This is a genomic window from Sorangium sp. So ce327 (assembly GCF_051530205.1).
GTDB lineage: Bacteria > Myxococcota_A > Polyangia > Polyangiales > Polyangiaceae > Sorangium > Sorangium cellulosum_B.
This window is the reverse complement of sequence record NZ_CP150330.1, coordinates 13468088-13481198: the sequence shown is the minus strand read 5'-3', so window position 1 is coordinate 13481198 and position 13111 is coordinate 13468088. Positions and strand designations below refer to the sequence as shown.

11 protein-coding genes are annotated in these 13111 nt (G+C 71.1%); 2 read left to right on the top strand and 9 right to left on the bottom strand.

Going from position 1 to position 13111, the window contains the following annotated elements:
• Nucleotides 1–72: 72 nt before the first annotated feature.
• The 3 genes from WME95_RS50675 to WME95_RS50665 form a co-directional block, all read right to left on the bottom strand.
• Complete coding sequence (locus tag WME95_RS50675; RefSeq protein ID WP_437906334.1) at nucleotides 73–792, bottom strand: acetolactate decarboxylase; 720 nt, start codon at nucleotides 790–792, stop codon at nucleotides 73–75.
• Nucleotides 793–823: 31 nt separating this feature from the next.
• Entirely contained in the window at nucleotides 824–1312 is a 489-nt protein-coding gene (locus tag WME95_RS50670) for a MarR family winged helix-turn-helix transcriptional regulator (protein WP_437906333.1), read from the bottom strand.
• Between the two features lie 222 nt (nucleotides 1313–1534).
• Nucleotides 1535–3433: an FAD-binding oxidoreductase gene (locus WME95_RS50665; protein WP_437906332.1), complete on the bottom strand. Its 1899-nt coding sequence runs from the start codon at nucleotides 3431–3433 to the stop codon at nucleotides 1535–1537.
• Between the two features lie 232 nt (nucleotides 3434–3665).
• Between WME95_RS50665 and WME95_RS50660 the strand changes: the two genes are divergently transcribed.
• Complete coding sequence (locus WME95_RS50660) at nucleotides 3666–4934, top strand: CapA family protein (protein ID WP_437906331.1); 1269 nt, start codon at nucleotides 3666–3668, stop codon at nucleotides 4932–4934.
• Nucleotides 4935–5142: 208 nt separating this feature from the next.
• Here the strand turns inward: WME95_RS50660 and WME95_RS50655 are convergent, their stop codons facing one another.
• Entirely contained in the window at nucleotides 5143–6270 is a 1128-nt protein-coding gene (locus tag WME95_RS50655) for a glycoside hydrolase family 11 protein (protein WP_437906330.1), read from the bottom strand.
• Between the two features lie 25 nt (nucleotides 6271–6295).
• Here WME95_RS50655 and WME95_RS50650 point away from each other — a divergent pair, with 25 nt between their 5' ends.
• A complete protein-coding gene (locus tag WME95_RS50650; protein WP_437548351.1) occupies nucleotides 6296–6550 on the top strand; it encodes a hypothetical protein in 255 nt (84 codons plus the stop codon).
• 287 nt (nucleotides 6551–6837) lie between these two features.
• On the opposite strand, the gene WME95_RS50645 is transcribed toward WME95_RS50650, so the two are convergent.
• The 5 genes from WME95_RS50645 to WME95_RS50625 form a co-directional block, all read right to left on the bottom strand.
• On the bottom strand, nucleotides 6838–7080 hold the full coding sequence (locus WME95_RS50645) for a hypothetical protein (RefSeq protein ID WP_437906329.1): 243 nt from the start codon (nucleotides 7078–7080) through the stop codon (nucleotides 6838–6840).
• Between the two features lie 71 nt (nucleotides 7081–7151).
• The gene (locus WME95_RS50640; RefSeq protein WP_437906328.1) at nucleotides 7152–7994 is read right to left on the bottom strand and encodes a hypothetical protein; all 843 of its coding nucleotides are present in this window, start codon (nucleotides 7992–7994) and stop codon (nucleotides 7152–7154) included.
• Nucleotides 7995–8054: 60 nt separating this feature from the next.
• Nucleotides 8055–9893 (bottom strand): vWA domain-containing protein, encoded by a 1839-nt coding sequence (locus tag WME95_RS50635; protein WP_437906327.1) that lies wholly within the window; start codon nucleotides 9891–9893, stop codon nucleotides 8055–8057.
• A gap of 164 nt (nucleotides 9894–10057) precedes the next feature.
• The gene (gspC, locus tag WME95_RS50630) at nucleotides 10058–11026 is read right to left on the bottom strand and encodes a type II secretion system protein GspC (protein ID WP_437906326.1); all 969 of its coding nucleotides are present in this window, start codon (nucleotides 11024–11026) and stop codon (nucleotides 10058–10060) included.
• A gap of 403 nt (nucleotides 11027–11429) precedes the next feature.
• Nucleotides 11430–12989 carry a BNR repeat-containing protein gene (locus WME95_RS50625; RefSeq protein ID WP_437906325.1) on the bottom strand — a complete coding sequence of 520 codons (1560 nt, stop codon included), beginning with the start codon at nucleotides 12987–12989 and terminating at the stop codon, nucleotides 11430–11432.
• Nucleotides 12990–13111 lie beyond the last annotated feature (122 nt).

Below are 13111 nucleotides of genomic sequence, written 5' to 3'. Positions count from 1 at the left end.
ATACCACCGCCGCCCGGAACATGCGCCCGCGGCGCGCGCCGAGCGCCGCCGCCGGTGCGATCGTGCCAAGCCTCAAGGCGCCGGCAAGAGGACCCGCGCGCCGCGGGCGAGCGTCACGCCGTCCACGTGGCCCATCAGCGGTCGCTCCGGCAGGACGACGTGAAAGTGCGTGTTCGACCCCATGTGCGTGAAGACGCCGTGGTGGCGCTTCGAGAAGAAGCCCACCAGCACCCCCTCCGCGGCGGGGAGCGCTCCGTTCACCGACGCCCGGACATGGTCCGCGTGACCGGCGCCGGGGGCGAGCTTTCTCCCGTCGACGACGTGCCAGCGGAGATCGCGGAAGCCGCCGCGCACCTGGACCGGGACGGCGCCCTCCGCGTCGAGCCCGCGCTCCCGCAGCAAGGCCTCGATGCGCGCGTCGATCTGCCCGTCGGGCACGTCGGCGTCGAGGGTCGCCTCCTGCCAGCGCGCGACGTTCGCCACCACGAAGAGCGTCGCCTCCTCCTCCGCCCCGGCGGGGCGCACGTCGAGGGTCCCGTCGTCGCGCGCATAGGAGGTCCAGATCGCGTCGTCGACGACCGTCACCTCCCCGCGCAGCGCGCTGAGCGCCCCGATCCCGAACGCGCGCGGGCCCGGCACCACATCGCCGATGCGCACGGCGGGCCCCGTCTGCCCCTCGTGCATGATCGCGCGCAGCGCGCCGAACGAGCGGACCTGCACCGCCGCCGGCGCGCCCGGCGCGGGTCCCGCAGCGGCCTCGCTGGAAGGCGTGCAGGAGGCGATCGGGGACATCAGGAGAGCTCCGAGGAGCCCGGGAAGAACGCTAGGGAGAGTCGCTCGCATCGCTCGCATGGGGTTGCTCCTCTGTCGCGCGGGTCACGCGCGAGAGCGCGCCATTCAGGACGTGCAGCGCGCGCACGACGGCGGCGCGCTCCTCGCAAGGGATGGCGTCCACGATCGATTGAAACCGCACCAGGCTTTGCCCCTCGAGTCGCCCCGCCATGCGGCGCCCCGCCGAGGTGAGCCGCAGGCGGCGGACCCGCCCGTCTTCCTCGCTGACGTCCTGCTCCACCCGGCCCTCCTCCCGAAGGCGCTGTATCAGCCGGGTGACATTGCTCTTGTCGATGCCGAGCGCCCGCCGCAGGTCGCTCTGGGAGAGCTGCTCGCCCGCCCGCTCGGCGTCCGCCAGGACTGTCAGGGCGTGGGCCTCGCGCGGCGCCACCTGGACGCCGCACGGCGTGCGCTCCTCGTCCAGGAGACCGAAGCCGCGCACGAACGCGCGGACCTCCGAGCGGAGCTCTCTCGTGGTCACCCTTCGAGGAGAACACAGATGGTTGCGATACGCAACCAATTGGGGACGGGCGTTCCGCGCCGCGGCTACCTCCGGCACACGGCCGGCGACCGCCCCGTGAGCCGTGGGGCCGGCTGGGTCTGCGCGAGCTCGTCCGTGCGGCGCCGCCCCGATCTCTGAGCTAGCCGCTGGCGCAGCGCTTCCAGCAACGCCGCGCCCCGCCGGCGGCCGCGCCGCCCAGGATCAAGGCGAGGGCGCTCGCCCCTGCTCCTCGGCGCTCGAGAGCGCGACCTCGCCGAGCACGCCGTGGTTCGCCGCGCCGAACAGGTTGTCCGGATCGACGGCCTGCTTCACCTGCTGCATGAAGGCGCGCGCGCCGTCCGAGTAGATGTCCTTCACGAAATCCTGCCGGATCTTGCCGATCCCGTGGTGGTGAGACAGCGACCCTCCGGCGGCGAGGATCTCCTCTCGCGCGGCGTGCTCCATCTCGGCGTAATGGCGCACGGGATCGTCGACGCCCTTCGCGTAGAAGCCGAGATAGAAATAGATGCAGACGCCCGTGGGGTAGACCTGGGTGATGCGGCCGGTGAAGAACGGCTTGCCAGGCAGGCGCCGCTGCTCGTGCTCGCGCAGGATGCGCTGGCGCACCCGGTCGTAGAGCTCGAGCGCCCGGCTCCACGGGACGCTCGTCTCGAAGCTCTCCGCGATCGCCCAGTGCTCGAACGTGAGATCGCGGATGTACGCGATGCCGAAGGTGAGCTGATAGCCGCGCTCGCCGTTCGCCGCGCCCGCCTTCATCCCGCCGTGCTGCGCCGCGATGCGGTAGAGCGTCTTCTCCTGGAAGTCGACCTCCTCCTTCGTCCCCTCGAACACGAGGGTGGCGACGGCGAGCTGGTGCGGATCGAAGCCCTTGATCCGGGTCACCACGAGCTTCTCCGCCTGGCTCTTCACCCGGGCGAGCAGCCCGGACTTCTTCGGCTTGAGCGCCTGACCGAAATGGAACTGCGTGTTGTCCATGACGCGCACGCTCGCGGGCAGCGCGCCGGCGACCTGCAGGTCGTAGAGGAACGCGAGCCCGCGCGCGAGGTCGGGGAAGATGACGCTGCCGTAGCGCTGGAGCTCGGGCAGGGGGAATAGCTTGACGACAGCGCTGGTGACGATTCCATAGTTGCCCTCGCTGCCGAACATGCAGTTCTTCGGGTTGGCGCCGACGCTCTCGCGCGGGGCAACCTGCGGCCGCTCGACCACGCCGCGCGCGGTCACGACCTGCATGTCGAGGACGAGATCCTCGATGTTGCCATAACGGTTCTTCTTCATCCCGCTCGCGTTCGTCGCGATCCACCCCCCGAGGGTCGAGAACTCGAGGCTGTCGGGCTCGTGCCCCATGGTGAGCCCGTGCTTCTCGAGCTCCGCGACGATGTGCCGCCCGGTCGCGCCCGCCTCGATGCAGGCCATGCGGTTCACGGGATCGAGCCAGAGGATCCTGTTCATGCGCCGCATGTCGACAGCGATCACGGTCCGCTCCTCGTGGATCGACAGGCGCAGGGCGTCCGTGACGTTGGTGCCGCCGCCGAACGGGACGAGGCAGGCGCCGTGTTGCTTGGCGACCTCGGTGAGGCGCACGACGTCGTCGTGCGCCGCGGGGAACACGACGAGATCCGGGACGCGCTCGAGGCGCTCGTAGCGGATCGCCCAGATCTCGGCGCCGGTGTGGCCGTGGCCGCGCCGGAGGCGCACGAGCGGGTCCTGCGAGATCTGATCGTCCGAAAGGAAGCCGCGGAGCGCGGCGACGAGCTCGCTCGCGACCTTGGCGTCGGGGATCATGGGCGGGTAGTGCGGCTCGTTGCGGTTCTCGTAGGAGAGCGGCGCGGCGAGCGTGGCCGACATCCACGGGAGCAGCGACGGCAGCTCGACGTTGCTGATGCTGTACCGCGTGCCGGTCAGCACGACGCTGCCGCTCGGCTTGACGACGAACCGGGTGTCGGCGAAGCCCCAGCCGTCCTTGCGCTCCTCGTCGCGCGCCTCGTCGCGCGCCTCGTCGCGCGCCGCGGGGCCCGGCACGATGCGCGTGCTCGACGGCGTCGCGCCGCGCGAAGAGAGCAGCGTCGAGCCCGAGGGAGTCTCACGTCTTCGATTCACCATGGAGATAAGGCCTTCCAAGCAACCCGCGCACGAGCGCGCGTCCAATCCGCAGTAGATCGCGCTGGAGCGGGCCGGACGTCCATCGAGAGCGCGCGGCCGCCGATCGACGCCGCGGCTCCTCTGGGCCCGCTCAACGCGCGGCGATGGTGGCACGGACGTCGGCGGGCGTACCACCGGATACTTGGGCGCGGCCGCGGGCCCGTGGATAATGCGCGCCGAGACGCCGCTCGCGATGCGCCCTGCCCCTTTCTTCCTCGCGATGTGCGCAGCGACCGCGCAGATCGGCTGCGAGCGGCCCGCCAACGTGGGCGCCGGGCTCGCGCCTCCGCCCGTCGTCGCGCCGGCCGCGCCCCGCGACGTCGCGGAAGCGACCCGGGAGGCCCGCGCCGCGCCGGCTGCCGCCACCGCCGCGCCGGCCGCCACCGCCGCGCCGGCAGACGCCACCGCCACGCCGGCCGACGCGATCACGCTCCTCGCCGGCGGCGATGTCTGCCTCGGCAAGGCGCTCGGCCAGGAGCTGCTCCGCGATCCGGCGTACGATCCGTTCGCCTCCGTCGCGGCGCTGTTCGCGTCCGCCGACGTGCGCTTCGTCAACCTCGAGAACCAGCTCAGCGACCAGGGCGGAGAGACCCAGCACGCGCGCCAGCCGCTCGTGTTCACGGGCCCTCCGGCCGGCGCGGACGCGCTCGCGCGCGCCGGCATCGGCGTGGTGTCGCTCGCGAACAACCACATGTGGGACTACGGCAAGGGCGCGTTCCTCGAGACGCTCGGCCACCTGGAGCGCGCGGGCATCGCCTACGTGGGCGCCGGCCGGACGCGGCTCGAAGCGTACGCGCCGGCCGTCATCGAGCACCGCGGCTTCCGCGTGGCGCTGCTCGCCGTGACCGGCATCTGGAACCAGGGCTCGCTCTGGCAGCACCCGGCGCGGGAGTTCGTCGCGGGCGCGGAGCGGGACGGGCTCGCCGCCGCGGTGCGCGCCGCGCGCAAGCAGCCCGGCGTCGACGCGGTCGTCGTGAGCTACCACGGCGGCACCGAGTACCTGGACACCCCGCTCCCCCAGGCGCGCGCGCTCGCCGGCGCCGCGATCGACGCGGGCGCCGACGCCTTCCTCGGCCACCACCCGCATGTGCTCCAGGGCATCGAGCTCCGCCGCGGCCGGCCCATCTTCTACAGCCTGGGCAACTTCCTCATGAAGGTGAAGAGGACCGGCCCCGCGGTCGAGCTCGCGATGCTCGCGCGCCTGCGCCTGCGGCGGGGCGCGCCGCCCCTCGCCGAGATCTGCCCGGTGCGCAGCGAGGGCCTCGGGACCGTCCCGCTCGCGGCCGACCCGCGGCGGGCCGCGACCGAGGCGGCGTTCGCCGAGCGGATGCGCCGCGTCTCGGTGTTCGTCAAGGGCGAGCCGGCGATCGGCCCCTTCGCCGCCGACGGCTGCGCGCCGCTCGAGCCCGCCGCGCAGGCGGCCCCCGCCTCGCCGCCGAAGGTCGCCGGGCCGATCCGCTGAGCGACGCTTCGCGGCCTCGCGGCGGGCACGCGCGCGGATCGCTCGGCACCGTCGATCGGCGTTGGCTGTTGGGCGGAGGCCGCCCGCGAAGCGGGTCGGAGCGAAGCGGAGAGCCTCGATGGCGTCGAGCACGGCGCCATCGAGGCATTCGACGGGCGTTCGCTCCGTACGCCCACGAAACGTTCAGGCGCGCCCCATTTTCTTGGGATCAGGGCGTCGCGTTCCAGACGCGACCAGCTGCAGTTCCATTGCTACCGGGGTTGAACACCTCGACGGCCAGGACCTGATAGGTGGGATCGTCGCTCGCATCCAGGTTGTTCATGTTCGGGACAATCCAGCCATTGTCGGCCCATGCCTTCACGTGATCGGCGAAGATGATCTTGTTATCCTGTCCGAGGGCCCGCGGCTGAGCAGGCTTGCTCCAGTATTGGTAGAAGGTGGAGCGACCATTGATAGAGGGCTGCTGGTTCCGCGTCGAGCGGTACGTGGAATACTGAACCCCATCGCTCGTGAAGGTCTTGCCAGCGGTGGCACCCTGGCTGGGGTCATAACTCCATCGCTGCAGGATGTAATACTCCACCAGGTGTGCCGCGTTCGACGTGGGCATGCTCTTGTCGTACCCCCAGCCGTACAAAGCGATATAGCTCGCGCCGCTGTCGCTATTGAGGCGGTAGCCGATCACCCGTTTCTCATCTCCGTAATGCCACCCTGGACCACCGACATAGTTATAGCCGCCGCCCTGCCAGGTCACGCTGAACTCGCCATTCGGGTCCACAGTCAACGATGTCGAGCCGCCATCCTTCCAGTGGGTGAAGAAGAAATCACCGACGTGGCCCGTCGCGTGATTCGAATTGATCACAGTCTTCTCAGTGTATTGCTGAGTGTAGGCTGAGTACTTGGAGAAATCGGGGAGGGGCGTGACCGGTGTTGTATCCAACTCTCCATCGTTGGAGAAAATAGCGAACCCCGCGATGGTGGGGTTATCTACACCCTTCATCAGCTCAATCGTGACGCTGCCGTCATTTACCGCAATATCCGCGAAGGTCTCCGTGTGGCCCACGTCAGCGCCGACTTCGGCATAAATATCCAGATCACTGACAACCGTGTTGCCTTCGATCGCAACGTCAAAGCTGCGTGAACCAGCGCTGGTCTTATCAATCTCCGCAAAATGCAACTTCACGGTGTAGTTGCCATTGGCGGTAACCGGGATTTCATATTTGAATGAGCCATACCGCTCTGTTTGATAGAGCTGCCCACCAACGACAGCGTCTTGCGTGCTGTTGGCCGTACCACCGCTAGCGTATTTGTCCGCCTGGTACTCCACGCCGTCAACCATTGAGCTCGAGTTGCTACCGGAGTCGATGGCGACCACCAACGCGAGATCGCCACCAGACGAGCTGGAGCTGCTCGAAGACGAGCTGGAGCTGCTCGAAGACGAGCTGGCGCTGCTCGAAGACGAGCTGGAGCTGCTCGAAGATGAGCTGGAGCTGGAGCTGGAGGACGAAGAGCTGCTGGAAGACGATGAGCTGCTCGAGGGCCCTGTGGTATCGTCATCACCGCCACAGGCTGCCAGCGCGACTGACGCGAACGCCAGTATGAACCAACGAGAGGACTGATTCTGCTTTGAATTTTTCATAGGTGTTTCCAATGTTTCCCGAAGATGCACACGAAGCGACTCGCCTGTCAGGGACTCTCTGTCGCGCATTCGCAGAGCCCGAAACCTGATCCGGACACCCATGCTCTCTCTGGAAGATCATGTGGTCCTTCGACTGGATTTATACGCCATGGAGCGACCGCGACACAACGCCATTTTGCGCGGTTTCATTGCTCGTGTTTCTCACCTAACGTTGGCACAGAGGGGGCGGAAAATGCCAACAGGACTGAGACAGGCCGGACGAGAATCCTATGCGTGGCTCGCGCAGAGAGGCGCGTTCAGGCTCCAGCCGACGGTCATGCGACTCAACAGGTCGAGGACGACGTACAGGCAGTAGAAGACCCCAGGCAGCGGCCCGCGCGGCCTGGTGATGTCCCACGTCCAGATCGGGTTGGGGGCCGTGGCGGTGAGCGCCGGCTTGGCGTGCTTCATCGGCGCACGCTGGGCGCGCCGCTCGCCGCGCTCGCCGGAGGCGGCGAGCAGCCGGACCATCGCGCGGATGGAGGCGAGATGGACGCCGCCCGACAGCGGCGTCGCGCAGACCTCCGGCGGGCTGGCCGACCTCAGGCCCGCCCGCGCCGCGCGCCGTCCACCTCGTCGACCGCCTCGAGCGCGCTCTCGATCTCGCGGACGAGCTCGTCCGCCGCCTGCTGCTCCCTGTCGGCGCGCGCCTCCACGGCCGACGCGTCGAGGCGTAGCTCCACCCGCCGCAGCACCTCCGCGACCCGCTTGCCCTCCGTCGAGGCGGCGTCCACACGCCGCCGCTTCAGCGCGCCCAGCGCGGCCTCCACGGCCGGCACGAGCGGCGCGGCCACGACCGGGTCGGCGGCCCTCAGCTTGGCCCGGGTGCGCTTCGCGAGATCGAGCAGGCGGCCGAACGGCGATCGGGCGCGCCGGCGCTGCACGACCCACCCGATCGCCACGACCACGGAGGCGCCGAGCAGCACGGCCGCGCCCTGCACGTAAGGAACGGCCGCGGGCGCGACGGGCGGGAGCACGGCGTCCGGCACCTCGACCGTGATGCCCCCGTGAAGGCAGCTGCCCAGCTCCTGCGCCGTCTGGAGCCGCGAGCGCGCGAGCGGCAGGAGCCGGAGCGGGAGGCACGGGGCTTCCACGCCCGCGAGCGCGCACGCGGGGGCCGGATCCCCGGTCGCGATGGCGTGGACCTCGTGGGTCGCGGGGTCGCGGCTCGTCATGTGAAAGCCGCCCTGCTCGAGGTCGACGAGCCCGCCGCTGTCGACCGACGCGCCGCCCGGCGCGCCCGCGGGCCAGGTCGTCGTCGCCGCGTCGATGACCGAGGCGTCGGTCGAGCAGACCAGCTTGCCGCGGAGGACGATCTCGCCGCCCGGCGCGACGTCGACGTGCTGCGCCGCCACATCGCGCCGGAGTGTGAATGTCTGGGTCATGTCCGCCCCTCGGCTCCGCCGGTGCATCGCCCCTGCGCCATCGTGCCCCGAGCCCCGCCCTCAGTGAAGGTGCGTCCGCGAGGCCGTCTCGAGGAGCATCGCCAGGACGAGCGGATCCCCCAGGCCGCCCGCGGCCCCGGCGTGGCCGCGGAGGCGCGCGAGGCGGGCCGCGTCCTTCAGGAAGAGCGGCTCCCCGAGCGCCTCGGCCGCGGCATGCAGGATCCCCTCCCGCTCGGAGAGCAGCGCGGCGGCGCGGGCGCGATCGCCGAGCGCGATCTGGCGGGCGGCCTCGGCCAGCGTCTCGCCGGCGGCGAAGCCCTGGATCGTGCGAGCGACCGACGGGTCGGCGCTCGCCGCGCTGTCCGCGTCGCCGGTCGCGTACGCGACCCGGAGCGGCGCCTCGTCCACGACGTTCTTCTTGGCGACGCGGTCCTTGTACTTGAGCTCGATCGCCGCGATGGCCCGCGCGTCCGCGCCCGCCGGCAGGCCCAGCTTGAAGAGCATCGCGTGGCTGTCGTCGCGCGAGAACGCCGGGATGAAGAACCGCATCCCGCCCTCGGCGTCGTCCTGCCGGTCCCGCTCGATGCCGTCGCGCCGCGCGGACTGCGCGTCCGCCGCGACCTCGATCGTCCGCACGCGCGCCGCCTCCACGTCGTTCAGCCGGCGCGACCCGTAGACCTGGAGCAGCTTCACGTCCGGCTTCAGCCGCACCCGCAGCTCGACCGCGGTCGCGACCGGATCGAGCCGCCTGTCGAGCTCCGTCGCGAGGGCCGGGGCGATCTGATCCGGATCGCGCAGGTAGTAGTACCCGCCCGCGCCGTCGCTCGCGATGGAGCTCATCAGCGCGCCGTCGTAGTCGGCTCCGAGCCCGAACGTGCTCGTCTGGACGCCGCCCTGGAAGGCGTCGAGCGCGAGCCGCGAGAGCCGCTCCGAGCTCGTGATCCCGGAGTTCGCGCGGCCGTCGGAGAGCAGCAGCACGACCTTCACCGCGCCCTCCGGGATGCCCGGCCGGGCGGCCTGCGCGTAGCCGAGCGCCAGGCCCTGGCCGATGTTGGTGCCGCCGCCCTCGCGGATGCCGTCGATCGTCGCCTTGATCGCCGCCCGCCGCGGCCCGACGGGCCCATCGTCGATCCTGACGTCGGCGCCGCTCGAGAAGGTGACGAGGGAGAAGTCGTCGTTCGCGTCGAGCTTGTCGACGAGCGCCCGGGCCGCGTCGCGCGCCCGCGCCATGGGCTCGCCCTGCATGGAGCCGCTCACGTCGAGCACGAGGTGCACCGACAGGTGCGGCCGCGCCGCGGGCGCCTGCCCGGTCGAGCGGAGCGCGACGCGCACGTGCACCGGGCCGCCGCCGGGCGGGACCCGCGTGCGCTCGAGGTCCGTGCGCAGGGCGAGCGCCGAGCCCTTCGGGACGTCGATCGACGGGGCGTAGCGGGCGCCGACGTCGCTGACGAGCTCGCGCCCGTCGGGCGGGACGATGCCGCGCGCGACCGCGGACTCGAACGCGGCGAGGTGGCCGCCGCCGGGGCGGTACGTGGTGGCGAAGCGGCCGTTCGGGTCGAGGCCCGCGGCCTCGGGCGCCGCGGCGCGGGCCGCGCCCTCGCCCGGCGCCGGGGCGGGGGCCACCATGCCGCCAGCGCCTGCGCGCCCCTTCCCGCCTGCCATGTCGAGCGTGGGGGCGGCGAGCTCACGCGCCCTCAGGGGTTCGGCGGCCGACGCCACGGCCTCGCGCTTCGCCTCGGCGGCGTTCCCCAGCGGCATCGACGCCGGGGACGCCTCCGGAGGCGCCGACGCTTCGGAGGCTCTCTGGGCATTGCACGCGACCCCCGCCCCCGAGAGCCCCAGCGCGAGCGCGCCGCCGAGGAGCGCTCGCTTCACCCACACGATTCCGAGTTCGTTCATGGTCTTCCCCTCCCGCGGACAGAGCGGGTGCTCGGTCTGACGGGTGAGCGCCGCATCTGTTCTGTCGCTCCGCGCCGGAGCGCCCGCGGGTGCGACAAGGCCAGGGGGCGCCCGGCCCCGCTCCTGCGCGGGGCCCGGCGACCGGCCGGGCCTGCCTCCTCGCCTCAGCGGATGTTGACCCTGAGCCGCGTCGGGCGGCCGTCGCGCTCGACGACGACGGAAAGGCTCTTGTCGGAGCGCATGCGCGAGTAGGCCAGCATGGCCTTCTGTGGGTCGGTCAGGTCGATGCCGTTGATCGACTTCACGATATCGCCGCTCTGCACCCCGAACGACTCGAGCACCGAGCCGGGCTTGACCATCATCTTCAGCCCGACCACCTTGTTGTCCCGCATCTCCGGTATCGCCGCCGAGGTCTGCGTCACGAGCTCGGGCTGCGCGAAGATCTTCTCGGCCGCCGAGCGATCGATGTCGATCTCCGTGTCGCTCACCCGCTGCATCCGCGAGGCGATCTCGGGCGGGACATCGCTCCTGCTGCTCGGGCGGTACGTCGCGCGGGACGGAGCCGGCGCTGCCGCCTGCGGCTCGGGCTCCTTCTTGCCGCCCTCTCCGCCCTTCTTGCCGAGCTGCATCTGGCAGCGCGCGCCCCCCGAGGTCGAGGTCATCCACACCCGATCCCAGGCGATGTCCTCGACCTTGCGGCCGGCGATCTCTCCGCCTCGCCGCCCGAGCGCCGTGTGTCCGCCGTCGCTCTCGACGGCGGCGAACGACCATTCGGGGTCCTCGGACATGGCGATCAGCACGACGCGGCCCGTATCGCAGGGTGGAGCGAGGTAGGGGTCGAGCTGCGAGAGGTCCGCCGGGCCGGCGGGCGCGGCGCTCGGCGGGGGTACGAGCGGCCCTGTCGTCGAGTCGAATGGATTGCGCTCCAGGATCGGCGCCGCGCTCGGCGGGGGATCGTCGGAGGGCGGCACGTCGACCGGATCCATGACGAGGGGGGCGGAGGCCTCGCCGTCCCGCGTGATCTGGTGAGCGACGAGCTGAGATACCCCGGAGGCCTGAAAATACGCGGAGACCGCGACCATTCCCCCGAGGATGAATGCGAATCGGCGCTTGACGAACGCGTCCGGGTTCATGAGTAACGCTCCTCCTGGCCGGAGCGCGCCGGGGCTCGCTGCGCGAGTGTCCCTTGCCGCCGCGGCGTTCGCGGCAGTGCACGCCCTCGCCACCGGCAAGACCGCGCCTCAGGGCGAGCACCGAGCGTGCCTGCGCGAGAGCGAGCGCGACGCGCGTCCCCATGGAGCAGGGACTGCCGCTCTGACTGGACCGCTCAGCGCCGGTCGCGGCTCGTCCGATACGGACGCGGAGCGCGCCCCGCGAGCATCACGCGCGTCGCCCGGTGGAACAACCGGAAGATCCGTCGATCAGAGGAGAGCTGCCGGGCAACGGGGACGGCGCGGCGAGCGAGCCCGCGCGCTCGCCCTGGGGAACGGGGCCGTGAAGCGCGCGCTCGGGCCCGAGGAGCGCCCTTCGCCCGGCTCAGCGGAGCGTGTACTCCAGGCCCCAGATGTCCACGGAGCTCCGCGCTGGGTAGTACACGGTGAGCTCGTCCGAGGTCTCGAGCCGGGCGGCGTCGATCAGAGGATCGGAGAAGAACCGGCCCGAGTCGGCGGCGTCGAGGAGCGTCCAGGTCGCGTAACCGTCGCTCGGGGAGGCGCCGGCGATGCGGAGATCGGGGAGGATCGCATAGACGTTCTCGGTGGAGGAGATCGCGAGCTTGCCCCGGAAGTTCTGGACCACCCTCAGGCCGATGCCGTGGCGCGCCCAGGCCCCGTCGGTGTCGCGGAGATAATGGAAGAACTCGCTGCGTGTCCGGGCGCTTGTGAAGTTCGAATTGTCGGCCTCGGCGTCGGGGAGGTGCGAGAGCAGCACATGGACGCGGCCGCTCGCGTCGACCGTCATGTGTTCCTGGTTGATGAGCCCTCGGTTCTGGCCGATGGGCCACACGGACAGGCCCTCGGTGCGCAGCGAGACGAAGGAGGCGCCGGTCGTCGCGACCGTGGCGCCAGCGTTGTTCTTCCAGGTGCGACCGTGATCGTCGCTGTAGACGTACAGGAGATCGTGGTTGGTCGTCGCGTCGGGCGTGTCCCGCCAGCACCACGCCGCGTGCAGGCGCGCGCCGCCGCGCGTGTACGACAGGCCGTGCAGGTAGGCGTTCATGCTGGCGTCGGTGCCCTCGATGTACTCGCCGAGCGCTGTCCAGGCGTGCGTCGTGGCGTCGTACTCCCACAGGTGCTCGTCGCCGCTGCCGCTCTCGCCGATCCGGGCGCTCAGGAGCATCCTGTCCCCGCCGGGCTCGGTGACGAACCGCGGGTACGTCACGAGGGACACGCGGGTCGATCCGACGAGCGCGCTCGAGACGGCGCCGAAGCTCGAGGCGGCCCAGGCCGCGCCTTCCGGGTCCGTCAGGAGACCCGTGACCGAGCGGCGGTAGTGCAGGTTGCTGCCGTGGTGATCGAACGCGAGGTGCAGCGTGCCGTCGCCTGGCGCGATCCCGAGAGAGATCGTGTTGTGGGCGTCGTCGGCGCTCAGCCGATAATCCTTGAAGTCGAACTTCTCCCAGGCGCCTGCCGCTCCGCCGGCGCTCGCCGGCAGCCGGCGTCGCGCGAGGACGACGTTGCGGTTGGTGTTCCAGAAGGCGGTGTACTGGAAGCCGCCGAACGACACGATCGCGTCCTGCTGGAACGACTCGCCGTTCAGGTAGCCGCCGTAGGACACCACGGTGAGCCCCGACTCCGCGAGCTTTCCCTCGCCGAGCTTGACGATCCCGGGCGCGACGGGCTCCGCCCCGCCGCCGCCGGTGGTCGTGCTGCTGACGGTCGTGCTGCCGATCGTCGCGCCGCCGGTCGTCGCGCCGCCCCCCGCGCCGGTGGCCTCGGAGGTCGTCGCCACCGCGCCGCCGCCGCCCGGGTTCGCGCCGCCTGAGCCTGAGGACGTCGACGATTCGGGCGTCGAGGGGCGCTCGCCGTCGCTGCAGCCCGTCAGCCAGGCGACCGGCGCAAGGACGGGCAGGAGGGAGAAGATAAGTCGGACGGTCATGCGTTTGCCCGAGGATACTGCCGTACGAGTGCGGTACCAAGCGAGGCAAGGGGTGGTCGTTGAAGGATTCGCGGCAAACAGGGCTCCAGCAATCGCATTGCGCTGTCATCGCCCACCGACCA